This is a genomic window from Nocardioides sp. (assembly GCF_041913365.1).
Lineage (GTDB): Bacteria > Actinomycetota > Actinomycetes > Propionibacteriales > Nocardioidaceae > Nocardioides.
The window spans coordinates 117,916-142,594 of record NZ_JAYSFM010000004.1 but is presented as its reverse complement, the minus strand read 5'-3'; the positions used below and the strand labels follow the sequence as shown (position 1 = coordinate 142,594).

The following is a 24,679-nucleotide window of genomic DNA, read 5'->3' as shown; positions in this document are numbered from 1 at the left end:
TTAGGTGGGCGACCCTCGTTCTCCCGGATCCCCGCCGCTCCCCGGGACAGGCCGTCGACCCGAGGCGACCGTCGCCAGGGCGGCCACCAGCAGCACCAGCGACCCGGCCACGAACGACCACCCCATCGCGTCCGCGCCCACCAGGAAGCCGCCGGCCGGCTTGGCCAGCGCGCCCCGCAGCACCGGCACGCACCACCCGATCGCGAAGGCGAGGCGTACGCCGCCCGGGGGCAGCCAGGCCAGCACCACCAGGCCCGTGGCCAGGGCGAGGGCCAGCCCCCACCACGTCTGGTGGAGCACGGTGCCGGCCGCCCCGGACAGCACCCCGACGACGACGGCCGCGAGCACCCTCACAGACCGGCGAAGAGGTCCGGCTCGAAGCCCTCGGCGTCCTTCGGGCCCTCGGTGCCCTTGACCAGGCGGTAGAACTCCTCCGACCACCACGAGTGTCCGCTCTCAGCGCCGGCGAAGAAGTGGCCGTCCTGCTCGACCTGCGTCGCGTGCTTGGCGAGCGCGTCCATCTTGCGCTGCACGGTGGCCGCGCCGTCGACACGCGCGCTGATCAGCTCGTCGGGGGTCACGAAGGGCGGCAGCTTGCCGTCGGGCTCCATGCCCTTGAAGGTCTCGGTGTCGCCGGACTCGCGCAGCTGGCGCAGGCTCTCGCGCATCCGCGACTCGCTCATCGCGGTCCAGTAGATCTTCGCGACGTCGTGTGGGACCCCGAGCTCACGCTTGTATGACGGCGCGGCGGCGAGCTGGGCGCCGTACATCGCGACGCGGTGGGCCTGGATGTGGTCGGGGTGGCCGTAGCCGCCGAACTGGTCGTAGGTGACGAGCACCTGCGGCCGGACCTCGCGGATCACCTTCACCAGCTCGTCGGCGGCCTCGTTGAGGTCGGCGTTCCAGAAGGCGTTGTCGGGGATCGTCTCGGCCGGGATGGCGTGGCCCTCCTCGTGCCAGGCCATGCCTGAGTCGTGGAAGCGCCCGAAGCCGCCGAGGAAGCGGTGGTCGGTGACACCGAGGACCTTCATCGCCTCGACGAGCTCCTCGCGGCGGTGCTCCCCCAGCCCGCCCTTCTCCTCGTAGGCGAGGTGGGCGAGGTCGGGCACGAGCACCTCCCCCATCTCGCCGGCCGTGCAGGTCACGAGGGTGACTCCCACGCCCTCGTCGACGTAGCGCGCCATGGTGGCGCCGTTGTTGATCGACTCGTCGTCGGGGTGGGCGTGCACGAGCAGCATGCGGCGGTCGGGGGTCATGACTCTCAATCCAGGTCGGGGCGCTTGATCCGCTTGGGCGCCGTCGGTAGGTGCAACGGCTCGGACGGGCCGCTCTGTTCCTCAGCCGCGTCGTCCTCGGCGTCCAGCCAGCCGTCGTGGGTGTCGACGAGGACCTCGAGCATGAAGGCGGGGGCGTCGCTCACGACCGCCCACGGGTGGTCCTCGTCGTCGTCCTCACCGGCCAGCCGCTCGCGCTCGACGCGGGCCTCGAAGCCGTCGGCACGCAGCCGGGCCACGACCGCCCGCGCGTCGTCCTCGTCGAAGAAGATCGCCCTCACACGCGCAGTGTGGCAGCCCGACTGCCCGGAAGGGCGATCACGAGCTGGACAGCGCCTTCCTGACCCGGTGGCGCAGGTAGACCCGAGGCACGGCGAACGCGGCCCGGATGATCCGGAGCCTGGCGTTCTCCTTGCGCCTGGCCAGCCACGTCGCCTTCGTCGATTCCGGTCGCTCACGGCCGACGGCTGCGAGGACCATGACCGCCACGTCCGGCGGGAGGTTCTGGCTCGGGAGTCTCTCGAGCTTGGCGAAGATCGCCTGGCGCGTGGGGGACCCGAGCTCCGTGACGAACTCCTTCCACAGGCTCGCCGCGGTGGCGTTGCGGACCGAGCTCGCCGAGGCCTGGACCGCAGTGAGTGTCGTCTTCTCCTCGTCGAGGATCGCAGCACCCATCCTCTGCAGGAGGTCCTCGCGCTCGTCCCCCGGATCGACCAGCAGCTCAATGAGCTGACGGGCCCCGTCGAGCCTCCCCCACAACCAGTCGCTCGCCCGCCAGTCGTCAGCCCCGAATGCTCCGAAGTGACCCCAGCGAGAGCCGTACAGGTGGGCGCGCTCCCAGTAGGGCGACTCGCCGTCGCCTTCCAGGTTCACCAGAGGTGACACGCCCGGCGTGATCTGCCGGTACGAGAACCGCGGCACGTTGCTGGAGTCCAGGTGGCCCCACGCGAAGGACATGGTGAGCACCTCGACGCAGAGCGACGACGTCATGACCTCCTCACCCGACACTGAGCGGCCGGTGCCCGAGATCCACGTCGCCATGGCGTCGGCAGCGGTCCACATGAGCTCGGCCAGCGTGGCGATCGTGGTGTCAGCGGGCCAGCTCTCGTCGTCGGACTCGTAGAGGACCGTGGTCAGTCGCTGGCCGGCGGACACCGTGGCGAATGCGGCGTCGCAGGTCGGCCCCTGCGCCTCGGTCGAGCCGTTGAGGATGCGGCCCCACCACCGAAGGATCCGGTCTGCCGCGGATAGGCCCCATGTCCAGGAGCCGCGCGCCAAGTCGAGCATCATGGCTCCGAAGAGGTCGCCCTCCTCGGGAAGTGGCGTGATGTCCGGGACGTCGAACCGGACCGTGGGCTCGAGATCGGCCTGCACCTCGAAGGCCTGCCGTCGGCCCCGTCGGTAGTGGGCGAGCAACGGTGTCGCCGCGGCCGTCAACGCATCGCCCGACATGGACGAGCCCGGCTCGAAGCTCCTCGACAGGAGGAGGTGAGGCATCGTGCCGGTGTAGAGCATCTCGTCGCGGAGACCGACGAGGTCCTCGACGTCCTGACGGTCGTCGGGCTCGCGGGAAGCGGTGAAGACGCGGCCAAGCACGGTGAGCGGGGACGGGTTGTTCGTCAGTGGGGTGGGCGTCCCGTCACCACCCGCTGATGGCTTGATGTAGAGCAGGATGCGGTCGAAGGGCGCATCGATGGGCCTCTTGCGCAACTCGTCGAGCAACGGGCCGAAGGGCGCGTTGTCCAGGACGCCTCCGTCCACCAGGTAGGACGCGTCGTCGTCGATCCGCTCGTGTCGTCGCGACACCAGGTCGGGAGACTCGAAGACGGGGTTGAAGGCCGCCGGGAACGACGCCGACGCACGCGCAGCTCGCGCCAGCGCCGCCGCGTGGGTCGCGAAGTCGCTCTGCGCCCACCCCGGTGTCGCCGCGACGCCCTCCGGGTCGACGCGGTGCGTGAACCGGTAGACCCGGCGGCTGTCCGGCCCGATGTCATCCGCTCCCGGGGTCCGCAACGCGGTCGCCGTGGTGAGCAAGGTGCAGTTCTGCTGCCCGACGGCCTTCCCTGCCATCGTGAACGCTCCGAATGCGTCCTTGACTAGGCCCAGTGCCGTGGCGATCTGCTGCTCGAAATAGGCTCCACCGAGGAGGGAGTTCTCCTCGGAGTCCTTGCGCTGGATGAGCTTGCCGACCATGAGGCTCCCCGCCTCGACCCAGAGGTCGCGCAGCTCGGAGTCGAGGCGCTCGCCACGGGCGATGGCGGATGCCAGGAGTGCGCCATTGAGCCCGCCGGCGCTGGTTCCCGCAACGAGGTCCACCCTCACCCGCGAGCGCCTGGCGGCACTCAGCACGTCCTGCCAGACGGTTAGGTAGGTCTCCTGCGCGGATGTCGCCTCGGCCGGAACAGCCTCGTGGGCATGTTGCAGTGCGTCGATCTCGCGGGTCACCCCGCTCATCCACACGGCGAGGCTCACGCCGCCGTTCATCACCAGCGCCAGACGCACCTCGCGTCGCGATGCCGTCTCCGGTTGCCCGTTCACGATGCCCCCACCGCGGTGGCGGCACGGCGCACGTCCCCACCTGAGATCGCAGCAGCAACCTCAGCATCAGGATCCTTGAGCGCCGCTTGGGACCCGACGAACCGGAACAGCTTGGTCTGGTAGCTCTGGGCGAGCCACTTCGAGCCCGCCAGGCCGACACCCACTGCGGCGACGACGTCACCCAGGGTCGGCACGTGCGCGTCAGCCAGCGCCGACGTGACGGCGAGGGACTCCTGTGGCCCTTGGACCACCCATGCGAGAACGCCGGCGAGCGCCCCCAAGAACGTCGTTCCCACAAATCCGGTCTCAGACGGTCCCTCCTCCAGCTTGAGCTTCTTCCGGAGGCCCCCGGACGCGAGGTAGGCCGCCAACCCGCCCACACCGCCAGCCGCCCCCACGATCGACACTGCCTCGATTGCGTTCATGCGCCGTCACCTTCTCCTCGCGTGTCCCGTCCGCTCCCCCAGTGAGATGGCTACCCCCCATCACACCGCCGCGCAGGCACCGATCAGCTCCCACGGCGGGAACGTCCCTCGTACAGGGGACGGACCACGGCGATCCGCGCTCGCGTGGCCGTTCGGAGGCGCGCATAGGGTGGGCGGATGCGCCCATCCGGCGGACCCGAGCCCACGCCCCAGCCCCCCGCCGAGACGGCGGCCGACGAGATGCGGCCGACCGCCTCGGAGTCGCCGTACGTCCAGGGGGTGCACCTGCAGCGCACGGACGAGAACGTGCGCGAGATCGCGGCGCTCGCCGCGGTGCTCGGTGAGCCGACCGGGCTCGACGGCCTGCTCGCCGACCTGAAGTACGCCGTGCGTCCCGCCCGGGTCGTGCCCCGGGTCCTCGGCCGCGCGGTCCGCGAGGCGTACCGCTGGGACTTCTACGACGAGCGCGACGAGCTCTGGTACCCCCAGGGCATCTCGACCAGCGCGGACTCCTCCGACACCGAAGACATCGGAGGCCGCAAGGTCGTGGTGACGACGTGGTACTCGACCGGCAAGGACGGCATCAAGCGCGGCTCGCGGGTGACCTTCGTCGACCTCGACTCGGGGAGGTACCGCCACGTCCTCCTCGTCGTGCCGGTCTTCGACGAAGCCGGCACCCTCGTGCTCAAGCCGATGAACATCCACGCCGGCGGCATCGTGTGGGCCGGGCCCTACCTCCACATCGCGGCCACCAACCGCGGCTTCGTCACCGCCCGCGTCGACGACATCATGCGGGTCACGGGCGACGACGACCACCCGGAGAAGTTCGGCCTCGAGGGGACCCGGTTCCACTCCTTCGGCCACCGCTACGTGCTGCCGGTCCGCTTCACCTACCAGGCCTTCACCGACGAGGGCCACGAGAAGCTGCGCTACTCGTTCCTGTCCCTGGACCGCCGCTCCGACCCGCCCGCGATCGTCGCGGGTGAGTACGCCGCCGTCCCGGACGCGACGACCCGCCTCGCCCGCTACCCGCTCGACCCCGCGACCTGGCAGCTCGCGGTCGGCGACGACGGCTTCTCCCGGCCGCTGGCCATCGACGAGGGCGGGGTGCGGCAGATGCAGGGCGCGGTCATCGCCGGCGGCCGCTACCACGTGACGGTCTCGCACGGCCCGTGGATGCCGGGCACGGTGTGCGCCGGTCAACCCGGCTCGATGAGCGTACGACGGTGGGCCCTGCCGATGGGCCCCGAGGACCTCAGCTACTGGCCCTCGACCGACCGGATCTGGTCGCTCACCGAGCACCCCCGCCGCCGCTGGATCGTGGCCATGGACCGGAAGTGGTTCGACTGACGAAGCCCCGACACGCCCGGGACTGGCCGTTGAGTCTGTGGGCGACTCAAGGCCCAGCGGAGCCCCGACACGCCCGGGATGCACGTTGAGTCTCTGAGCGACTCAAGGGCCAGGGGCGGCGAATCAGGCGCGGGGCTGCAGGGCGAGCTGGCGGCTCTGGGCGACCAGACGGCCGGCCGAGTCCCAGACCTCGCAGTCCTCCTCGAACATGCCGCCGGCGACGTTGCGGGTCCGGTGGGAGACCTTGAGCCAGCCGGGCGCGGGGACGGCGCGGACGTGGACGGTGAGCTCGAGGGTCGGCGCCCAACCGGGGCGGCCGAGGTCGAACGTGACCGGCGGCAGCGCGTCGCACACCATCAGCAGGCCGACCGGGTCGACGTCGTGGCCGTCGACCATTCGGAACCACGCCTGGATGTGCCCGCGCCCGCTCGGAGCGCCCATCGCCCAGCCCACGCACGCCGGGTCGAAGCGCATGTCGAAGCGGTCCATGATCGGTGCGATCCGTCGCGTCTCCTCCGGTGCGAGCGAGCCGGGGACGCACTCCTCGAGGGGCGGGAGCTCCGGCTCGACGGCCGTGGTCGCGACGTCGGACGGCATCGCGCGCAGGTCGCCGTACGTCGCGAGCGCGGTGATGCGCGTCGTGCCCTCCTGGCCGAGGTCGGCCGCCACCGTCGCAACGCTCCCGCCCTCGCGCAGCACCCGGGTCGAGACGTGGGCCGGGCCGGGGCGCGAGGCGGAGAGGTAGTAGGCGCTGACCGACAGCGGATGGGGCTTGGCCGGCACGGTCGAGGCGATCGCCTTGCCCATGATGCCGAGCAGGTAGCCGCCGTTGACGCCCCCGCCGACGACCCATCCCGGGTCGAGCTCGGCGTCGAAGGCGCCCTCACGGGATGCGGTCAGCGTGGTGTGCGTGTCCCACTCGGAAGCCATGCGCCGAGCCTAGGCGCGCGACGCGTCAGCGCGGCCCGAGCCAGCCGGTGACCTCGGGCACACCACCCGGCCAGTGGAGCGTGGCGGCGTACATCGACCGGATCCCGCGCTGGCGCGGCTTGTGGTCCCACTTGCCCCGGCCCTCGCAGGGCAGCAGCGTGCCCCGGCACGTCCAGCCGTGGAGGAACAGGCGCGTCGCGCCACCGTCGACCAGGTCCGCGCCGCCGGGGCCGCAGAGGCCGGTCAGGGCGGTGTCGAGGAGCATGCCGGTCGCGGCAGCCGTCCAGTCGACGAGGGAGGCCGAGCGCAGCCATCGGGTGCGGTAGCCGCAGCGGGTCCAGTCGCCCTCGGACAGCAGCAGGACGTAGCCGCCCTCGCGCCACACCATCGACGGGTTCTCGATCACCCCGGCCGACCTGACCAGCTCCACGCTGGTGGCTCCCTCGGCGACGGCCTGGCCGTCGTCGGTCAGCTGGACGAGCCGGATCGTGGAGGGCGTGCGGTCGGTCTTGTAGACGAGGTACGACGTCCCGTCGTGGTCGCGGAAGTAGGACGGGTCGATCACCCCGGCACGCGGCAGTGTCGGGTCGCGCGGCAGCAGCGGGTCCTGGGCGAGGGGCGTGCCGGCGTACGACGGGCACACCAGCGGCCGGCTGCCCACGGGGCGGAACGGGCCGCGGGCCGACGCCGACCGGGCCACGCCGATGCACCGGCCGTGCTCCCCCATCCCCTGCACCGGGGTGGCGTAGTAGAGCAGCCACTGGTTGCGCACCCGCACCACGTCGACGGCCCAGACGCCGCCCTCCCGCGACCAGGAGGGCCGGTGGGTGAGCACGCCGCGACCCCGCTGCCAGCTGCCGTCCGCGCGGCGCGCCCAGGCGTGCGGGACGCGGTCACCGGTCGAGTACGCCACCAGGCCGCCGGGCGCCGCGACGACGGCCGGGTCGGGGAAGTCGACGTTGAGCACCGGCCGCGGCACGTCGTCGGCCGCCGTCGCGGGGCCGGCGAGGGCCAGCAGGACGGTCGCGAGCAGCAGCACGAGCAGGCGCGCTGCTCCCCGGTTCGGCACCGGGGGAACCTACCCGAGAAAGTCCCGCTCAGGGGCGCAACGTGGCGGGGAGCGTCTCGAACCCACGCAGGATGCGGGTCTCGCGCCGACGGGCACCGGGCTCGAGGCGCAGCCCGGGGAAACGCTCCCAGACCGCCCGCAGCCCGACGTCCCCCTCCATCCGGGCCAGCTGGGCGCCGAGGCAGTGGTGCCGTCCGGACGAGAAGGCGATGTGGTCGCGCGCGTTGGGCCGCCCGACGTCGAAGCGCAGCGGGTCGGCGAAGACCTCGGGGTCGCGGTTGGCACCGCCGAGGATCGCCGTGACCATCGACCCGGCCCGCACGGGCTGGCCCACCAGCTCGGTGTCGCGGGCGGCCATCCGCCCGGTGAGCAGCACCGGCGGGTCGAGCCGGAGCACCTCCTCGACGACGTTGGGCCACAGCGACGGGTCGGCCTCGACGCGGGCGCGCTCGTCGGGGTGGTCGTGGAGCAGCGCGATGCCGTTGCCGAGCAGGTTCACCGTGGTCTCGAAGCCGGCGGCGAGCACGAGTCCGGCGGTCGCCTTCAGCTCCGACTCGTCGAGGCCCTCGCCCCCGTCGCGCACGGCGACCAGCTCGCTGAGCAGGTTGTCGCCGGGCTCACGGCGGAGGTTGTCGAGGTGCCGGCTGAGCCAGGAGTCGAACTGCTCGAGCGCCCTGGAGACGGACCGGTAGCGGCGATAGCCCAGGCCGAGGTCGAGGCTCGGTGCAGCGGCGGAGCCGAAGTCCAGCACCCGCGCCCGCTCGTCCTCGGGGACGCCGAGGATCTCCGCGATGACGGTCACCGGGAGCAGCGCGCAGTAGGACTCGACGAGGTCGACCGGACCCGAGGACCGCGGCTCGAGGGCGTCGAGCAGCTCCGCGGCGATCTCCTCGGTCCGCGCGCGCAGCTTCTCCACCGCGCGCATGGTGAACACCCGCGTCACGAGCTTGCGGTAGCGCGTGTGGTCGGGCGGCTCGGTGACCAGCAGCGACGGCGGCTCCACCGGGTGGAGCGTCCGCGGCGCCGCCCACCGGGCGACCTTGCCGAGCGGTCCCTCGTTGGTCGGGAAGCCGGAGCGGAAGTCGTCGCTGGTCAGCAGCTGGCGTACGGCGGCGTGGCTGGTGGCGACGTAGCCGATGCGCGAGCGGTAGAGCGGGCCGCGCGAGCGGATCTCCTCGATCAGGTCGAAGACGTCGTCGGTGCCGCGGGCGCCGACCTGGATCAGCCGGGCCTGCAGGTCGCCGCGCTCGGCGGCCCGCCGGAGCAGCAGCGTGGGCAGCCCGTGGGCCACGCCCCAGTGCACGCTCGACCGGACGGACGGTGGCACCGAGGGCATGACGACGGTGGTCATGGAGCCGAGAGTAGTCCGCCTAGGCTCGGGCGCATGTGGCTCGCGGTCGACCTCCTGCTCGTCGGACTCTTCGCGGTGATCGGGCGCTTCAGCCATTACGGCACGTTGACCGTCGGCGGCTGGTGGACCACGGCCTGGCCCTTCCTGACCGGCGCCCTGCTCGCCTGGGCGGCGCTCGCGGTGACCCGCCGGCCACCCGCAGCGATCGGCTCGGGCGTCGTGGTCTGGCTCGGCGCGCTCGTCGGCGGCATGGTGCTGCGCCAGGCCAGCGGCCAGGGCACCGCCACCGCGTTCGTCGTCGTCGCCACCCTCGTGCTCGGGCTGCTGCTCCTGCTGCCTAGAGTCGTTGCACGTGTCCGACGCTGATGCCCGCCCCCGCACTCATTTCGGCACCCTGTCGTTCGGCATCCTGCTCGCCGCCGTCGTCCTCGTCTCGGTCAACCTGCGCCCCGGTGCGTCCTCGCCCGGCCCGGTCCTGGAGGAGGTACGCCACGGGCTCGGCATGAGCGCCGGGGTCGCCGGCGCGATGACCGGGCTGCCGGGCCTCTGCTTCGGTCTCGTCGGTGCGCTCGCGGTCGGGTTCGCACGGAAGGTCGGCATGACGACCGGCATCGCGCTGGGCCTGCTCGCCGCCGCGACCGGGCTGCTGCTCCGCGTGACCACCGAGAGCGTGCCGCTGTTCCTGGTCCTCTCCGTCCTCGCCCTGGCTGGCATGGCCGTGGGCAACGTGCTGGTCCCGGCGTGGATCAAGGCCCACGGGCACGCCGTCGTGCTGATGACGGTCTACGGCACCGGCCTGGTGGTCGGCGGCACCATCGGCGCGCTCGCGACCGCCCCGGTGACCGAGTCGACCGACTCGTGGCGGAGCGGCCTCGGCATGTGGGGTGTGCTCCTCCTCGTCGCCCTCCCGCTGTGGGCCTGGCTGGCGCTGCACGAGCGGCGCTCGCCCGCCGAGCACACGGTCGCCGGCGACGCGCCGCCCAGCGGGCGCATCGCGCACTCGCCGACCGCGGTCGCGCTGACGGTCCTGTTCGGCATCCAGTCGATGCACGCCTACGTGCAGTTCGGCTGGGTGCCGCAGATCTACCGCGACGCCGGCCTGTCCGCCTCCTCGGCGGGCGCCCTGCAGGCGCTGCTCTCCGGAGTCGGCATCCTCGGTGCGCTGGCCATGCCGACCGTCATCGCGCGGAGCCAGGGGCTGCACGTCTGGATGGTGTCGTTCGGGGTGTCGCTCGCCCTCGGCTACCTCGGCCTGCTGGTCGCGCCGGCCACCGTGCCGTGGCTGTGGGCCTTGCTGCTCGGCCTGTCCGGCCTCGCCTTCCCCACCGCGATCGCGCTGATCACCGCGCGCACCCGCCACCCGTCCGTGACGGCCCAGCTCTCCGGCTTCGTGCAGCCGATCGGCTACGCGCTCGCCGCGATCGGGCCCTTCGTCGTGGGCCTCATCCACGACGCCACCGGCGGTTGGTCGCTGGTCATCGTGCTGCTCGCCCTCACGTCGGTGCCGCTGACCCTGGCGGGGCTGCGCGTCGCGCGACCGTCGTACGTCGACGACGAGATCTGAGCGTCTGTCAGGATCTGCGCGTGAACCAGTGGGTGGTCGTCGTCGGCGGCACGAACATGGACGTCGTCGCGCGCACGGCCGCGCCGCTCGTGCCCGCGACCAGCAACCCTGGCCGCACCCGCATCTCGCCCGGTGGCGTCGGCCGCAACATCGCCGCCTGCCTCGGCCTTTTCGGTGCCCCGGTCCGGCTCGTCTCGGCGGTCGGTGACGACGCCTTCGGCGACGAGGTGCTGCGGGTGACCGCCGCGTGCGGCGCCGACGTCGGTGCCGTACGCCGCGTGCCGGGCGCCACCGGCACCTACACCGCCGTCCTCGACGACCGCGGCGAGCTGGTGGCCGCCGTGTCCGACATGGCCACCGTCGACGCGCTGGAGCTCGACACCCTGCACCTCGACGACGCCGCGCTCGTGGTCGTCGACGGCAACCTCGCGGCCGCCCAGGTGGCACGGGCGTTCGCCGCCGCGACCGCGGCCGGCGTGCCCGTCGCCTTCGAGCCGGTCTCCGTCGCCAAGGCGGCGCGCTCGGCCGAGCTGGTGCACGACCTGTTCCTGGTGACCCCCAACGCGGACGAGCTCGCCGCCCTCACCGGGCGCCCGACCTCGGAGTGGCGGGAGTCCGTCGCGGACCTCCACGGCCGGGGCGTCGAGCACGTCTGGCTGCGCTGTGGAGCCGACGGGTCCTGGGTCTGCTCCCGCGAGCAGGACCCGGTGCACCTGCCTGCTGTCCCGGCCACCGTCGTCGACGTCACGGGCGCCGGCGACGCGATGCTGGCCGCCTGGGTCGCCGCGTGGCTGCGCGGCGCCGACCCGGTCGAGGCCGCTCGCGAGGGCCACCGCGCGGCCGCCGTCACGATCGCGAGCAGCCACACCGTCCGACCAGATCTCGCCGACGCCCTGAGGGAGTACCACTGATGCTGACCGTCACCGACGAGGTCCGCGACGCACTGTCGTCCGGGCAGCCGGTCGTGGCGCTGGAGAGCACGATCATCAGCCACGGCATGCCCTACCCGCAGAACGTCGAGATGGCCCGCACGGTCGAGGACATCGTCCGCGAGGGCGGCGCCGTCCCGGCCACGATCGCGGTGCTGCATGGTCGGCCGACGATCGGCCTGTCCGCCGACGACCTCGAGCTGCTCGCCTCCGACGAGTCGGTCATCAAGGTCTCCATCCGCGACCTGCCGTACGTCGTCTCGCGTGGGCTGCACGGCGCGACCACCGTCGCCTCGACGATGCGGCTCGCGGCCCTCGCCGGGATCCGCGTGTTCGTCACGGGTGGACTGGGCGGCGTGCACCGCGGGGCGGAGACGTCGTACGACGTCTCGGCCGACCTCACGGAGCTCTCGACCACGTCCGTGGCCGTGGTCTGCGCGGGCGTGAAGAGCATCCTCGACATCGGTCTGACCCTGGAGAAGCTCGAGACGCTCGGCGTGCCTGTGCTCGGCTACGGCACCGACGAGTTCCCGTCGTTCTTCTCCCGCTCGTCGGGGTTCGCCGCCCCGATGCGCCTCGACAACCCCGCCGAGGTCGCGTCGTTGATGCGGGCGAAGTGGGACCTCGGCCTCGACGGCGGCGTCGTCGTGGCCAACCCGATCCCCGCGGACGCGGAGATCCCCGCCGACGAGATCGGCGCGATCATCGACCGGGCGCTCGCCGACATGGACCGGCTCGGGATCAGCGGCAAGGACGCGACGCCGTACCTCCTGGGGCGGATCGTGGAGATCACCGACGGCGAGTCGCTGAAGGCCAACATCGCCCTGGTGGAGCACAACGCGCGGCTCGGCGCGGCGATCGCGCGGGAGCACGCCGCGGGTCAGGCGTAGCGGTCGAACTCGCCCCTCTGCGTGGGCACGATGTCCTTGCCGAGCGGGGCGAGGGAGATCGGGATCAGCTTGAGGTCGGCGAGGGCCAGGGGGATGCCGATGATGGTGATGGCCAGGGCCACGGCCGAGACGATGTGCGCGATGGCGAGCCACCACCCGGCGAGCACGAACCAGATGACGTTGCCGAGGAACGAGCCGACGCCCGCCGACGGCTTCGCGACGATCGTGCGGCCGAAGGGCCACAGCGCGAAGGACGCGATCCGGAACGACGCGATGGCCCACGGGATGGTGATGATCGGGATGCACAGCAGGACGCCGGCGAGCAGGTAGGCGAGGAACAGCCAGAAACCGCCGAACACCAGCCAGATGACGTTGAGGAGCAGGCGCACGAGGAAATCGTGCCAGAACGGCCCGCGGCGACGTGCTTGGATCGCTGGCATGGCCTCACGCATGACCGAGATCTCCGTCGACTGCCACGACGCCGACCGGCTCGCCGCCTTCTGGTGCGCCGTCCTCGGCTGGGTCGTCGTCCACCACGAGCCCGGCCTCGTCGAGATCGCGTCGGCACCGCCGGACGACGCCGCGCTGCTCGAGGCGGTCCGGTCGGGTCCCGTCGTGCCCACGATGTTCTTCGCGCAGGTCCCCGAGGACAAGGTCGCGAAGAACCGCATCCACTTCGACGTCTCCCCCGTCGACGTGTCGCAGGAGGACGAGGTCGAGCGGATCCTGGCCCTCGGCGCGACCCGCGCCGACATCGGCCAGACGGGCGAGGAGTCCTGGACGGTGCTCGCCGACCCCGAGGGCAACGAGTTCTGCGTGCTGCGCAGCCTCGCGCCCGGGCACTTCTCGCTGTGACCGGCCTGGCGCTCGACCTCCCGCTCGAGACCGAGCGGCTCGTCCTCCGGCCGCACCGGATGGACGACCTCGACGACCTCGCGCGCTTCCACGGCGACCCCGACGTGGTGCGCTACGTCCCGTGGCCCGTCCGCGACCGCGCCGCCACCGAGGAGACGCTGCGGGTCAAGCTCACCCAGACCGAGCTCGTCGCGCACGGCCAGTGGCTGGTGCTCGCCGTCGAGGTGAAGGCGACCGGCCGGGTCATCGGCGAGGTCCTGCTCAAGTGGGCCTCCGACGAGCAGGGCGAGGTCGGCTTCGCCTTCGCGCGTGATGCCCAAGGACAGGGGTACGCCGCCGAGGCCGCCACCGCGATGCTCCGCCTCGCCTTCGACGACCTCGGGTTCCGCCGGGTCACGGCGGTCGTCGTCGAGGGCAACGACCCCTCCGCCCGCCTGCTCGGCCGCCTCGGCTTCCGCCGGGAGGCGCGCTTCGTGGACGGCGTCTTCTTCAAGGGCGCATGGGTGACCCAGCTCGTCTTCGCCCTCCTGGCCGACGAGTGGCGGGCATCCGTCCCACAGCCCGCGACCTAGGGAGCCGTCGCCGGGCCCGCGCCGTTGCGGAGGGTGCTGCCGCGGCCGGTCGGCCAGGGCAGGCAGCCGGTGCCCGAGCCGGGCACCGTGTAGACGTCGATCCCGTGGTCGAACGTCGTGAGCACGATCTCCAAGGTGCCGTCGCCGGTGAGGTCCGCGATCGACGGCGCAGCGGGTACGCCGATGCCGTTGCCGTCGCGACCCTGGCGCTTCAGCCGGGTGACCGACAGCTCCTTGCCCTGGGCCGACAGGACGACCAGGCGGCCGGCGTCGCGGCGCAGGGAGTAGGTACCGAACACCAGCTCGGGGGTGCCGTCCCTGTTGAGGTCGGCGGCGACGACCTCGGAGGCGAACGTCTTCGCCCGCCTCGGGGCGTACGCGCGGGTCCAGAGCCGCCGGCCGTCGGGGCCGACGGCGTACACCCGGCCACCGGGGAGCGCGGCGACGATCTCCGGGCGCCCGTCGCCGGTCAGGTCGACGACGGTCGGGGCGGGGATGCCGCTGGGCGGGTACCAGTCGCCGTCGGGACGGTGGACCGGGCGGTTGGAGACGATCAGCTTCTCGAAGCCCGGGTGCCGCATCGCCGAGCGGCTGCCGTCGCCGTGGGCGCCGTCGAGCACCAGGAACGCGTAGCCCTGGGTGCGGTAGGGGATGTGCTTCTCGACGTTCGGGAGGCCGATGACCTCGTTGCGGCCGTCGCCGTCGAGGTCGGCCACCGACGGCGGCGAGGCGGTCCACTGGAGCCAGGGCTGGCGCGCCGGGCTCGGCCACGCACCCCGGTGCAGGTGGTAGTGCCGACGCTCGACCTTCGGGCTGGCCCACCGGATGAAGTCACCCCACGCCATCCGCTCCCCCTCGGAGCCGGACTCGCGGCTGGTGAACCAGGGTGAGGCGAGCACCGACGTGCCGTCGAGGTTGAACGCGTGGATCTGGTGGTTGTCGAAGGTGGTGATGATCTCCAGCTCGGGGTCGTCGTCGATGTTGCCGATGCCGACGTTCTCGCCGTACGCCCCGTAGCCGCGGTTGCGGGGCCAGGCGCGGGTGTTGCCGCCCGGCTGGAACAGGCGTCCGTCCGCCCCGAGGACGAAGACCTGCGCGCCCCTGGACGAGGTGTTGGTCGTGGTCGCGACGACCTCGACCCGGCCGTCGCCGTCGAGGTCCGCGGCAGCGAGCCCGCGGACCTCGGGTGACTGCCCGCCGCTGTTCGTCGACGCCGGCCACCCCTGCTTGCGGCGCAGCTTGCCGCTTGCGAACTCGTACGCCGCCACGGTGCCCTCGTTGCCGCCGACCACGATGTCGGTGACGCCGTCGCCCTCGAGGTCGGTCACGACGCCCGGCGCGTAGACCCGCCCCTTGCTCGACCGCCCCTTGCCCAGGAGTCGTCCCTGCGCGTCGAAGACGAACGTCGAGTAGAACGGCGCGACGATCTCCAGCTGCCCGTCGCCGTCGAGGTCGACCAGGCTCGGGGAGGAGAACCAGCCGGTCTCCCCCGTCGGGATGTTCCGGACCCGCCTCGGCTTCGCCACCGCGCCACCGCCGCCCTGGGCGGTGCAGGTGACGGCCGCGAGCCGCGACGTCGCGGGCGCGAGGGCGGGGCTCGGGACAGCGGTCTGCAGCAGACCGCTCACGAGGAGCACCCCGGACATCCGGGCGACACGGCAAGGGACGTGCACAGCCGGGAGCCTACCCACCGAATCCTGTCGAACGGCTCGCATGCTGTCCGACCTTGTCGAGGGGCATCCGCACGAGCCAGGGCCCGGCCGCGCTCCCCGACCACGCACAGGAAGCCTGCCCTGTCTGGACGTGGCCGGGGGTCCAGGCGCATGGTCGAAGCATGACCACCATGAACCTGCCCGTCATCAGCTCGTGCAGCGTCGACGGCTGCTCCTACAACCACGACCACGACTGCCACGCCGGGGCGATCACGGTCACCGGCTCGGGCGACGCCGCGTGCGGCACGTTCGTGCACACCGACGACAAGGGCGGCATCGACGCCAGCGGCCACGTGGGTGCGTGCCACCGTTCGGACTGCACCCACAACGACCACCTCGAGTGCACCGCCCCCGGTGTCGAGGTCGGGGCCGGCGCCGACCCCGCCGACTGCCTCACCTACGCCCCCGCGTAGGCGCGGTGACCGGGACGGCCATGAACTCCCGGAGCACCCGGGCGAAGCGGTCGGGGTCGTCGAGGTGCGGGAAGTGGCCGGCGCCCTCGAAGAGCTCAACTCGGCAATCAGGCACCGCGCGCTGGGCGCTGAGCGCGTGCCAGGCGGGGATCATCCGGTCGCGGGACCCCCACACGATGAGGGTCGGCGGGGGCACCAGGGCCTCCAGGTGGTCGTGCGCGCTGATGCTCTGGCCCCCGATGTCGATGACCGCCCGCGTGGTGGCGAGGAACGCCCGGCGGCTGTCGCGGTCGCCCAACGAGGTGAAGCCACGCCAGATCGCTCCGATGTCGGCACCCGGCTTCCAGCCCACCTTCCGCGCGCCGCGTCCCAAGGCCTCCACCCGCTGCAGCACGGGGGCGGACGCGACCACGCCGAGCACCTGCTCCGCCCCGGGCAGCGTCGCCGACCGCAGCACCAGGTTGACCTCACGACCGAGACCGCCGCTCGCCACCAGGACCAGCCTGTCCACCCGGTCGGGGAAGAGGTAGTAGAACTGCATCGCGATCCCCCCGCCGAGCGAGTGCCCGACGAGGGTGACCCGCTCGACGCCGAGGTGGTCGAGCAGGTCGCGCAGCGTGGCGGCGTGCGAGCTGAGCGAGTAGTCACCCGTCGGCTTCGCGGAGTCCCTGTGCCCGAAGAGGTCGGGGACCACCACGCGGTGGTCGTCGTCGATCAGGTCGACGAGGTGCCGCCACTGTCCCCTGGAACCGAGGATCCCGTGGATGAAGAGCACGACCGGGCCCGAGCCGCTGTCGACGTACGTCAGCTCGTGTCCGTGCAGCACCACGCGGTGCGGAGCCAGCTGGGACATGTCGTCATCCTTGCGACGGGGTGATCCGGTTACCCCACGGTAACCCGGCTCGGCGCGCACCGAGAAGGCCGTTCGACCCTGGTCGGGCGGGACCGCCGCAGCCCCGCCCGCGGGCCGCGAGCCCCTGCGGAATATGACCCCAACTGACTACTCCGAAGTCCTCCGGCCAGCTCGCGTGCGAGTGAGAATCAGCCATGGTCGCCGACGACTGCCCACTCCTGCAGGAGGTCAAGCACCTCGTTCAGCGCGCCCAGGTGGGGCATGCGTCCGAGGTCTTGGGCACTGCGGAGACGCGGTTGAGAGAGCTCGGTGACGGGACGGTCGAGGGCGGCCCCCCGGCGATGCACTTCCCGCGCGTGGTGGCACTGATCGACGACGACGCTGCCGCGGGACTGGACGCGACCGAGGACATGCTGGCCGCGGCGGAGCGGGACGACGAGCAGGGGTGGCGTGCGTGCGCCCTGGCGCTCCGGGCCGAGGCCAAGCTCCTGCTGGGTGACGTGGACCCCGCCCGGTACGACGCTGATGCCGTGCTCGTCGACCTGGCGGCAGCAGAGGCCGCCCTCGAGCTCAGCGGGGCCGTCGGCTACGTCGCCAGCACCGCCCACGTGGCGATCGCCAACAGCTACGTGCCCCTGCGGCTCTACGAGCTCGCGTTGCCGCACCAGGAGGCGGCGTACGAGATCAGCCTGGCGCACTCGAGCTCGACGGACGCTGCTCCGAGCATGTGGTTGATCAACCTGGCCAACCTCCACCTGCGGTGGTGTCTCGAGCTCTACCGCGTCGGTCTCGGATCAGAGGCGGAGGAGCACAGCGCGCGCGCTCACGCACATGCCGCTGCCGCCGCGGAGAGGCTCGCCGGGGCGGCCCTGTCCCCGGAGGTCACGCCCTGGAGGGAGCCCTGCCTGCTGATCGAAGCCGTGGCGCGCTCCGACGGTCCGGATCCCAGCGGCGCGGTCGACGACATCCAGCGGCTGCTCCCGGCGGTGCGCGAGCTCGGCAACGCGCACGACCACGTGCTGGCCGTCCCGTTCCTGGCAGTTGCGCTGATGCGTGAGGGGAGGCACAAGGAGTCCCTCAGCGTCATCGAGCAGGCGCTGGCCCTGGCCCCCACCGCGGAGCGCGCGTCACCGACCTACCTCTCGCTCGCACACACCTACAGCATGCTCCTCGCGCGCCGGTCGAAGTCAGCGGAGGCGGCACTGGAGTACGGCAACACGCTGGCCGCCGACTCGTGGCGCCAGCGTCAGCGCACCCTGGCCGCGGCACAGACGATGCGCGCCTTCGCGCAGCTGCAAGCCGAGCACGACCAGGTGACCCGCGACGCGGACACCGATTCCCTCACCGGGGTCGCCAACCGTCGTGCCTTCGACCGGCGCCTCCACGCCCTCGCGCACACCGAGGAGGAGCGGCCGGTCGGCGTGCTCTTCATCGACCTCGACGAGTTCAAGGGTGTCAACGACACCCAGGGACACGCCGTGGGAGACGCCATGTTGCAGGGTGTGGCTCAGGCGATCGACGCGAACTCGCGCGAGCACGACCTCGTCGCCCGCATCGGCGGTGACGAGTTCGCGGTGCTGCTGCCCGGCGCAGGGACCGAGGACACCGACCTGGCCGCGGGGCGGATCCTCGCTGCGGTGCGCGACGCCCCGCAACAGCTTCCGACCGTCAGCATCGGCGGAGCGGCCGGCCCCGCACGCAACATCCACGCGGTCGTCGTCTGCGCGGACGAGGCGATGTACGTCGCCAAGCGCGGTGGGCGCAACCAGCACCACGTCGGCAGCATGAGCTCCTGAGCCGCGAAGACGTCGGGCGTCAGACGTTGAAGCGGAACTCCACCACGTCGCCGTCGGCCATCACGTAGTCCTTGCCCTCCATGCGGACCTTGCCGACCTCGCGCGCCTTGAGCATCGAGCCGGCGGCGAGGAGGTCGTCGAAGGAGACGATCTCGGCCTTGATGAAGCCCTTCTGGAAGTCGGTGTGGATGACACCGGCGGCCTCGGGGGCGGTGGCGCCCTTGCGGATCGTCCAGGCCCGGGTCTCCTTGGGGCCGGCGGTCAGGTAGGTCTGGAGGCCGAGGGTGTCGAAGCCGACGCGGGCGAGCTGGTCGAGGCCGGACTCGGTGATGCCCATCTCGGCGAGCATCTCGTGGGCCATCTCGTCGTCGTCCATCTCGGCCAGCTCGGCCTCGAACTTGGCGTCGAGGAAGATCGCCTCGGCGGGCGCGACGATCTCGCGCATCTTGGCCTTGAGCGACTCGTCTGCGAGCTCGTCGGCGTCGCAGTTGAAGACGAAGATGAAGGGCTTGGCGGTCAGCAGCGACAACTCACGCAGGAGTTCGACGTCGACCTTGGCGTCGATGACCCGGGTGCCGGACTCGAGGACCGACAGGGCCTCCTTGGCGGCGTCGACGGTGGCGGCCAGCGACTTGTTGCCGCGCGCCTCCTTCTCCAGCCGGGGGATCGCCTTCTCGACGGTCTGGATGTCGGCGAGGATCAGCTCGGTCGAGATCGTGGAGATGTCGGAGGCCGGGTCGACCTTGCCGTCGACGTGGGTGACGTCCTCGTCGCGGAAGACGCGGGTCACCTGGCAGATCGCGGCGGACTCGCGGATGTGGGAGAGGAACTTGTTGCCCAGGCCCTCACCCTGCGAGGCGCCGGCGACGATGCCGGCGATGTCGACGAACTCGACCGTGGCGGGCAGCACCTTGGCCGAGCCGAAGAGCTCCGCGAGCTGCGGCAGCCGCTCGTCGGGGACACCCACGACGCCCACGTTGGGCTCGATCGTCGCGAACGGATAGTTCGCCGCGAGCACGTCGTTCTTGGTCAGGGCGTTGAAGAGCGTGGACTTGCCCGCGTTGGGGAGTCCGACGATGCCGATGGTGAGAGCCACGGGCGGGGAGTCTACGGCGGGCCTCGACCGCCGGACGAAACGCGACAGGGCCCGGCCCAGATGGGCCGGGCCCTCCCCCCGATGGAGGCCCCTACGTCACGAGCCGTAGACGGAGGCCACGCCCTGGCGGTCGGTGCTGGTCATCGACAGGTCGCTCGACGAGCCGTTGCACTGCGGGTAGTGCATGATCGACGCCGAGTCGTACGGCGTCAGCGGACGCCAGTTGTTGTCCTCGAAGCACGTGCCGGACTCGGGCCGCGTGTGCTCGTGGCGGAAGCCGAGGACGTGGCCCAGCTCGTGGGCCAGGATGTTCGACGGCGTCCAGGAGCCGGAGGTCCAGATCGAGTCGTCCACCAGCACGTTCTGCTGCGATGCCGGGCTGCTCGGGAAGAACGCACGCGCGATGTACTGCGACGTCTCGATCGGCTCGACCGAGAAGAGCACGGCGCTGTTGGACACGGTGCAGCTGGCGTCCGCGGACGGGACGTAGGTGAAGTTCACCCCGCTCGACGCGGCCTCCCACTGACCGGCGCCGGACTGCATCGCCGACACCATGGCCGACTTGTCGGCCCCGAAGTCGTCGCTCACGCAGTAGGTGAGGTTCGCCGCCTGGCTCGCGGACCACACGTCGTCGGCCCCGCCGACGGTGTTGACCACGAGCGACTGCGAGTCGGTGTCACGCGAGTTGACCATCTGCTCGTAGTAGTCACGCAGCTCGTGGGAGGTGGCGATGGTCTCGTCGCCGTTCACGACGTACTGACCCCCGACGTCCTGGAACGTCGCCGCCTTGAACTCCTGGAAGGTCGGCACGTCCTCCTGCGCGCGGGCGGCGTTGGCGCCCGGCGCCACCGAGAACGCCAGGGCGGTGGCCCCGAGCGTGGCGGTCGCGATCCGACTGATTGAGCTCTTCGACATTGCTTCACTTCTTCCGGTTGGATTCGGTTGGCCCTTCCAACAAACCCGGTCTAGACCACGATCGGAAGGTGAACGTCCGGTCAGGAATGTGCATTGCACGAAGTTGCAGAACGTCGGCGTCACTCGGCCGTGGGGACTCAACTGCATATTTCTGCCTGAGGAGGCGTCACCCGGAGCACTGGCCCCACCTGCAAGACTCGCCCCATGAGTGACAGCGGGGGTACGCCGGTGCTGCGCGCGCCGAGCCACCAGGTCTCGCCGCGGGCGATCCCGTACTGGACGGTCTCGGCCCTCGTCGGCGACGCGCTGCTCGTGATCGCCGCGACCGTCGCCTACGTGCTCGTCCCCGACGTCCCGGGCTGGGTCGGGCTGCTCGTGCTGCTGCTCGCCCTGCTCGCGGTCGCGCACGTGCTGGTGATGCCTCGCATCCGCTTCCAGGTGCACCGCTGGGAGGTCTCCGACACCGCCGTCCACACCCGCGCCGGCTGGATCGGACGACAGAGCCGGATCGCGCCGATCAGCCGCGTGCAGACCGTCGACTCGCGCCAGGGAGCCCTGATGCGGGTGTTCGGCCTGGCCTCGATCACCGTCACCACCGCCTCGGCCGCCGGCCCGATCACCATCGACTGCCTCGACGACCACGTCGCCAAGGAGGTCGTCGCCCGGCTGACCGCGATCACCGCCGCCGCCGAGGGCGACGCGACGTGATCCCCTCCCCCGGCGACGGCTGGGTCCGGCTCAGCCCCCGCAAGCTCCTGCTCGACCCGGTCAAGGCAGTGGGCCAGGCCATCGTGCCGGTCGTGGTCGCCCTCGTCGGCGTGAGCCAGAGCGACATGCGCTGGTGGCCGATCTTCCTGCCGCTCGCGATCCTCGCGCCGCTCGCCCTCGGCGCGATCCCGTGGCTGACCACCCACTACCGGCTCACCGAGGCGCAGATCCAGGTCCGCAGCGGGCTGCTCAACAAGAAGACGTCCACCGCGCCGCTCGAGCGGGTGCGGAGCGTGGACCTCGAGGCCTCGCTGCTCCACCGGGTCCTCGGGCTCCAGAAGGTCCAGGTCGGCACGGGTGTCGACGACGACCGGATCACCCTCGACGCGTTGGCGGCCGCCGACGCCGCCGCACTGCGTACGACACTCCTGCGCCGCCGCGCGGTCCAGCCGGCCGGCGACCCCGGGCTCGAGGCGGACCGCGCCGAGGCAGGCCCCGACCTCCCGCCGGTCCACCAGCCGGCGCCCACCCTGCTCGCCCGGATCGACTGGTCGTGGCTGCGCTTCGCGCCGTTCAGCCTGAGCCGGCTGGTGATCCTCGCCGGCGCGCTCGGCGTCTTCTCCCAGTTCGCCGACGAGCTCCCCATCTGGAACGAGGAGACCGCGACGTCGGTGTGGCACTGGATCACCCAGTTCGCGATCGTCGCCGTAGTCCTCGTGCTGGTCCTCGGCAGCCTGGCGGGGTGGGTCCTCGTGGCGGTCGGCGGCTACGTCGTGCAGTGGTGGAGCTTCCTGCTGGTGCGCGAGCACGGCTCCCTGCACCTGACGCACGGGCTGTTCACGACCCGCTCGATCACGGTCGAGGAGGCCAAGGTCCGCGGCGTCGAGCTCACCGAGCCCGCCTTGCTGCGCCTCGTGGGCGGCGCCGAGCTGGCCACGCTCGCCACCGGCGTCGAGGACGGCGTCACGCAGGTCCTTCCTCCGTGCCCGCGCGACGTCGCTGTCGGCGTGGGCGGGGCCGTGCTCGAGAGTGCCGGGCCCCTCACGGGTCCCCTCGTCGCGCACGGCGCGACGGCGCGTCGCCGCGCGTGGTTCCGCCAGCTGCGCGCGGCCCTCGTCGTGGTCGTCCTCGCCGCGGGGGCCGCCTGGTGGCTCGACGTGTCGTGGGCGTGGGTCGCCGCCTTCGCGGTCGCGGCGCTGGTGGGCGCCGTCCTCGTGGGCGAGGCGGCGTACCGCCATCTCGGGCACGCGCTCACCGGCCGGCACCTGGTCGCCGGCAGCGGTGACCTGGCGCGGATCCGCACCGTGCTCGAGACCGACGGCATCATCGGCTGGGTCTTCGCCCAGTCGTGGTGGCAGCGGCGGATCGGCCTGGCCGACCTGACCGCCACGACGGCGGCCGGCCACGAGCGGGTGCTCGTCAAGGACGTACGCCTCGACGTCGCCGTGGCGCTCGCCGACCAGGCGACGCCGGGGCTGCTGACGCCGTTCGTCGAGGTGCCCGCCTAGAACCAGCTCGCGTGCATGTCCAGCGTCGTGGTGTCACCGGAGGCGAGCAGGTCGAGCATCGGCCCCACCTTGGGCAGCTCCCAGCGGAAGAAGTAGCGGGCGGCGGCGCGCTTGCCGTCGTAGAAGTCGCCCTCCTGCTCCCCCACCGCGACGAGCTGCTCGAGCCACATCCAGGCGACGACGACGTGCCCGGCGGCCTCGAGGTAGACGGTCGCGTTGGCCATCGTGCGCTCGGGGTCGCCGAGCCCGGCCAGCGCCATCGTGACCTCGCCCAGCCGGTCGACCATCGCCTTCAGGGCGGCAGCGTGCGCGGCGGGCTCCCCGCCGAGGGCGGTCGCCTGCGCCACGGTCTGCTCGATCCGCGCCGCGAGCGCGAGCAGCGAGGCGCCGCCGCTGCCGAGCACCTTGCGACCGAGCAGGTCGAGCGCCTGGATGCCGTGGGTGCCCTCGTGGATCGGGTTGAGCCGCTGGTCGCGCCAGTGCGCCTCGACGTCGTAGTCACGGGTGTAGCCGGACCCGCCGAGCACCTGGATGGCCAGGCTGTTGCTCTCCTGGCCCCACTGGGACGGCCAGGACTTGGCGATAGGCGTGAGGAGGTCGAGGAGCCGGCCGGTCTCGGTGCGCTCGTCGTCGTCCTGCGCGCTGGCCTGCAGGTCGAGCAGGCGCGAGCAGTAGAGGTTCAGCGCCAGCGCCCCCTCCACGTAGGACTTCTGCGCCAGCAGCATCCGCCGGACGTCGGCGTGCTCGATGATCGGCACCTGCGGCGCGGTGGGGTCGGCGGCGGTGAGCCGGCGGCCCTGCGGACGCTCCTTGGCGTACGCCAGCGACTTGAGGTACGCCGTGTAGGCCGTGGTGGTGGCGGACATGCCGACCCCGAGCCGGGCGGCGTTCATCATGTGGAACATGTAGGTCAGGCCGCGGTGCGGCTCCCCCACCAGGTAGCCGACCGCGCCCGGGGCACCGCCCGGGGTGAACGCGCCGCCGCCGAAGACCGGGGCCGTGTTGACGGTGCCGCGGCTGCCGAGCTTGTGGTTGATGCCGGCCAGCGCCACGTCGTTGCGCTCGCCGATCGAGCCGTCCTCGGCGACGAGGTGCTTGGGCACGATGAAGAGCGAGATGCCGCGCGACCCGGGCGGCGCGTCGGGCAGCTTGGCGAGCACCAGGTGGACGATGTTGTCGCCCATCTCGTGGTCGCCGCCGGAGATCCACATCTTGCTGCCGAAGATCCGGTAGGTGCCGTCGTCGGCCGGCACCGCGCGGGTCGTCACGTCGCCGAGGCTGGAGCCGGCGTGCGGCTCGGAGAGCGTCATCGTGCCGAAGAAGCGACCCTCCAGCATCGGTCGCGCATAGCGGTCGACCTGGTCGGGCGTGCCGTGCTCGAGCAGCAGCGCGGCGTTGGCCATGGTGAGGAACGAGTACGCCGCGGTGCCGATGTTGGCCGCGGTGAACCACGCCATGCAGGCCGCGGCGACGACGTGCGGGACCTGGTGGCCGCCCATGTCCTCGTCGAGGGTCAGCGTGAGGAGGTCGGCCTTCGCGAACGCCTCGAGCGCAGCGGCGATCTCCGGGATGAGGTGCACCTTCTCCCCGTCGAAGGCCGGCTCCTCGGTGTCGCTGCGCCGGTAGTGCGGCGCGAACCGGTCCGTGGCGAGCTGCTCACACAGCGCGAGGAGCGCTTCGTACGAGCCGCGGTCGTGGTCGGCGAAGCGGGGCCGGTCGCTGAGCCGCTCCACGTCCAGCCACTCGAAGAGCAGGAACTCCAGGTCGCGCGGGGAGAGGATCGTGGAGGGCTGGGCGGGGGTGGGCACGGGCCGACGCTACCGGGCGCCACCGACCGGGCACCGGGCCGGACATGACGATCGCCCCCTCCGCTCGGGACGGAAGGGGCGACCGCCACCTGGGGCCGACTCTACGGGCCGGACCCGAGGACC

At 72.1% G+C, this 24,679-nt stretch carries 25 protein-coding genes; 11 read left to right on the top strand and 14 right to left on the bottom strand.

All coding sequences use genetic code 11. The features are described 5' to 3' along the window. The 5 genes from ACE3QY_RS11485 to ACE3QY_RS11465 are packed head-to-tail and all read right to left on the bottom strand — an operon-like array spanning position 1 to position 4,237. Positions 1 to 354, bottom strand: coding sequence for a hypothetical protein (locus ACE3QY_RS11485; RefSeq protein ID WP_374456162.1), 354 nt, complete (start codon positions 352 to 354; stop codon positions 1 to 3). Next, entirely contained in the window at positions 351 to 1,256 is a 906-nt protein-coding gene (gene mshB, locus ACE3QY_RS11480) for an N-acetyl-1-D-myo-inositol-2-amino-2-deoxy-alpha-D-glucopyranoside deacetylase (RefSeq protein WP_374456161.1), read from the bottom strand. The genes ACE3QY_RS11485 and mshB overlap by 4 nt, the downstream gene beginning before the upstream one ends. A gap of 5 nt (positions 1,257 to 1,261) precedes the next feature. After that, entirely contained in the window at positions 1,262 to 1,555 is a 294-nt protein-coding gene (locus ACE3QY_RS11475; protein ID WP_374456160.1) for a hypothetical protein, read from the bottom strand. A gap of 37 nt (positions 1,556 to 1,592) precedes the next feature. Continuing rightward, on the bottom strand, positions 1,593 to 3,758 hold the full coding sequence (locus ACE3QY_RS11470) for a DUF3376 domain-containing protein (protein ID WP_374456415.1): 2,166 nt from the start codon (positions 3,756 to 3,758) through the stop codon (positions 1,593 to 1,595). Positions 3,759 to 3,808: 50 nt separating this feature from the next. After that, positions 3,809 to 4,237 (bottom strand): hypothetical protein, encoded by a 429-nt coding sequence (locus ACE3QY_RS11465; RefSeq protein WP_374456159.1) that lies wholly within the window; start codon positions 4,235 to 4,237, stop codon positions 3,809 to 3,811. A gap of 177 nt (positions 4,238 to 4,414) precedes the next feature. On the opposite strand from ACE3QY_RS11465, the gene ACE3QY_RS11460 reads away from it, so the two are divergent. After that, a complete protein-coding gene (locus ACE3QY_RS11460; protein ID WP_374456158.1) occupies positions 4,415 to 5,587 on the top strand; it encodes a hypothetical protein in 1,173 nt (390 codons plus the stop codon). Positions 5,588 to 5,710: 123 nt separating this feature from the next. On the opposite strand, the gene ACE3QY_RS11455 is transcribed toward ACE3QY_RS11460, so the two are convergent. From ACE3QY_RS11455 to ACE3QY_RS11445, 3 genes are read right to left on the bottom strand one after another with little or no spacing between them, the layout of a single operon-like run. Then, positions 5,711 to 6,517, bottom strand: a complete 807-nt coding sequence (locus ACE3QY_RS11455; protein WP_374456157.1) for an acyl-CoA thioesterase — start codon at positions 6,515 to 6,517, stop codon at positions 5,711 to 5,713. Positions 6,518 to 6,542: 25 nt separating this feature from the next. Next, on the bottom strand, positions 6,543 to 7,586 hold the full coding sequence (locus ACE3QY_RS11450; RefSeq protein ID WP_374456156.1) for a glycoside hydrolase family 43 protein: 1,044 nt from the start codon (positions 7,584 to 7,586) through the stop codon (positions 6,543 to 6,545). A gap of 28 nt (positions 7,587 to 7,614) precedes the next feature. Beyond that, positions 7,615 to 8,937 carry a cytochrome P450 gene (locus ACE3QY_RS11445; RefSeq protein WP_374456155.1) on the bottom strand — a complete coding sequence of 441 codons (1,323 nt, stop codon included), beginning with the start codon at positions 8,935 to 8,937 and terminating at the stop codon, positions 7,615 to 7,617. Positions 8,938 to 8,970: 33 nt separating this feature from the next. On the opposite strand from ACE3QY_RS11445, the gene ACE3QY_RS11440 reads away from it, so the two are divergent. Genes ACE3QY_RS11440 through ACE3QY_RS11425 form a run of 4 tightly spaced genes read left to right on the top strand, consistent with a single transcriptional unit; the run spans position 8,971 to position 12,320 of the window. Continuing rightward, a complete protein-coding gene (locus tag ACE3QY_RS11440; protein ID WP_374456154.1) occupies positions 8,971 to 9,303 on the top strand; it encodes a DUF3054 domain-containing protein in 333 nt (110 codons plus the stop codon). Beyond that, complete coding sequence (locus ACE3QY_RS11435; protein ID WP_374456153.1) at positions 9,290 to 10,501, top strand: MFS transporter; 1,212 nt, start codon at positions 9,290 to 9,292, stop codon at positions 10,499 to 10,501. The genes ACE3QY_RS11440 and ACE3QY_RS11435 overlap by 14 nt, the downstream gene beginning before the upstream one ends. 20 nt (positions 10,502 to 10,521) lie before the next feature. Next, complete coding sequence (locus ACE3QY_RS11430; protein ID WP_374456152.1) at positions 10,522 to 11,412, top strand: carbohydrate kinase family protein; 891 nt, start codon at positions 10,522 to 10,524, stop codon at positions 11,410 to 11,412. Beyond that, positions 11,412 to 12,320, top strand: a complete 909-nt coding sequence (locus tag ACE3QY_RS11425) for a pseudouridine-5'-phosphate glycosidase (RefSeq protein ID WP_374456151.1) — start codon at positions 11,412 to 11,414, stop codon at positions 12,318 to 12,320. The genes ACE3QY_RS11430 and ACE3QY_RS11425 overlap by 1 nt, the downstream gene beginning before the upstream one ends. Here ACE3QY_RS11425 and ACE3QY_RS11420 read toward each other — a convergent pair. After that, positions 12,311 to 12,709, bottom strand: a complete 399-nt coding sequence (locus tag ACE3QY_RS11420) for a YccF domain-containing protein (RefSeq protein ID WP_374456150.1) — start codon at positions 12,707 to 12,709, stop codon at positions 12,311 to 12,313. The two genes, ACE3QY_RS11425 and ACE3QY_RS11420, sit on opposite strands and share 10 nt — an antisense overlap. 49 nt (positions 12,710 to 12,758) lie before the next feature. On the opposite strand from ACE3QY_RS11420, the gene ACE3QY_RS11415 reads away from it, so the two are divergent. Continuing rightward, the gene (locus ACE3QY_RS11415; protein ID WP_374456149.1) at positions 12,759 to 13,175 is read left to right on the top strand and encodes a VOC family protein; all 417 of its coding nucleotides are present in this window, start codon (positions 12,759 to 12,761) and stop codon (positions 13,173 to 13,175) included. Next, positions 13,172 to 13,747: a GNAT family N-acetyltransferase gene (locus ACE3QY_RS11410; protein WP_374456148.1), complete on the top strand. Its 576-nt coding sequence runs from the start codon at positions 13,172 to 13,174 to the stop codon at positions 13,745 to 13,747. Before ACE3QY_RS11415 ends, ACE3QY_RS11410 begins: the two co-directional genes overlap by 4 nt. On the opposite strand, the gene ACE3QY_RS11405 is transcribed toward ACE3QY_RS11410, so the two are convergent. Further along, positions 13,744 to 15,375 carry an FG-GAP repeat domain-containing protein gene (locus ACE3QY_RS11405; protein ID WP_374456147.1) on the bottom strand — a complete coding sequence of 544 codons (1,632 nt, stop codon included), beginning with the start codon at positions 15,373 to 15,375 and terminating at the stop codon, positions 13,744 to 13,746. The genes ACE3QY_RS11410 and ACE3QY_RS11405 overlap by 4 nt on opposite strands. A 206-nt stretch (positions 15,376 to 15,581) precedes the next feature. Here ACE3QY_RS11405 and ACE3QY_RS11400 point away from each other — a divergent pair, with 206 nt between their 5' ends. Further along, positions 15,582 to 15,872, top strand: coding sequence for a DUF1540 domain-containing protein (locus tag ACE3QY_RS11400; RefSeq protein ID WP_374456146.1), 291 nt, complete (start codon positions 15,582 to 15,584; stop codon positions 15,870 to 15,872). On the opposite strand, the gene ACE3QY_RS11395 is transcribed toward ACE3QY_RS11400, so the two are convergent. Continuing rightward, entirely contained in the window at positions 15,853 to 16,725 is an 873-nt protein-coding gene (locus tag ACE3QY_RS11395) for an alpha/beta fold hydrolase (protein ID WP_374456145.1), read from the bottom strand. The genes ACE3QY_RS11400 and ACE3QY_RS11395 overlap by 20 nt on opposite strands. A gap of 194 nt (positions 16,726 to 16,919) precedes the next feature. Between ACE3QY_RS11395 and ACE3QY_RS11390 the strand changes: the two genes are divergently transcribed. Beyond that, positions 16,920 to 18,521 (top strand): diguanylate cyclase domain-containing protein, encoded by a 1,602-nt coding sequence (locus ACE3QY_RS11390; RefSeq protein WP_374456144.1) that lies wholly within the window; start codon positions 16,920 to 16,922, stop codon positions 18,519 to 18,521. 19 nt (positions 18,522 to 18,540) lie between these two features. On the opposite strand, the gene ychF is transcribed toward ACE3QY_RS11390, so the two are convergent. Continuing rightward, positions 18,541 to 19,617 (bottom strand): redox-regulated ATPase YchF, encoded by a 1,077-nt coding sequence (gene ychF / locus ACE3QY_RS11385; RefSeq protein ID WP_374456143.1) that lies wholly within the window; start codon positions 19,615 to 19,617, stop codon positions 18,541 to 18,543. A gap of 96 nt (positions 19,618 to 19,713) precedes the next feature. Then, positions 19,714 to 20,532, bottom strand: coding sequence for a M57 family metalloprotease (locus ACE3QY_RS11380; RefSeq protein WP_374456142.1), 819 nt, complete (start codon positions 20,530 to 20,532; stop codon positions 19,714 to 19,716). A 204-nt stretch (positions 20,533 to 20,736) separates the two neighbouring features. Here ACE3QY_RS11380 and ACE3QY_RS11375 point away from each other — a divergent pair, with 204 nt between their 5' ends. Then, positions 20,737 to 21,240 (top strand): PH domain-containing protein, encoded by a 504-nt coding sequence (locus ACE3QY_RS11375; protein ID WP_374456141.1) that lies wholly within the window; start codon positions 20,737 to 20,739, stop codon positions 21,238 to 21,240. Then, positions 21,237 to 22,748: a PH domain-containing protein gene (locus ACE3QY_RS11370; RefSeq protein ID WP_374456140.1), complete on the top strand. Its 1,512-nt coding sequence runs from the start codon at positions 21,237 to 21,239 to the stop codon at positions 22,746 to 22,748. Before ACE3QY_RS11375 ends, ACE3QY_RS11370 begins: the two co-directional genes overlap by 4 nt. Here ACE3QY_RS11370 and ACE3QY_RS11365 read toward each other — a convergent pair. Then, the gene (locus ACE3QY_RS11365; protein ID WP_374456139.1) at positions 22,745 to 24,556 is read right to left on the bottom strand and encodes an acyl-CoA dehydrogenase; all 1,812 of its coding nucleotides are present in this window, start codon (positions 24,554 to 24,556) and stop codon (positions 22,745 to 22,747) included. The genes ACE3QY_RS11370 and ACE3QY_RS11365 overlap by 4 nt on opposite strands. Between the last annotated feature and the right edge of the window lie 123 nt (positions 24,557 to 24,679).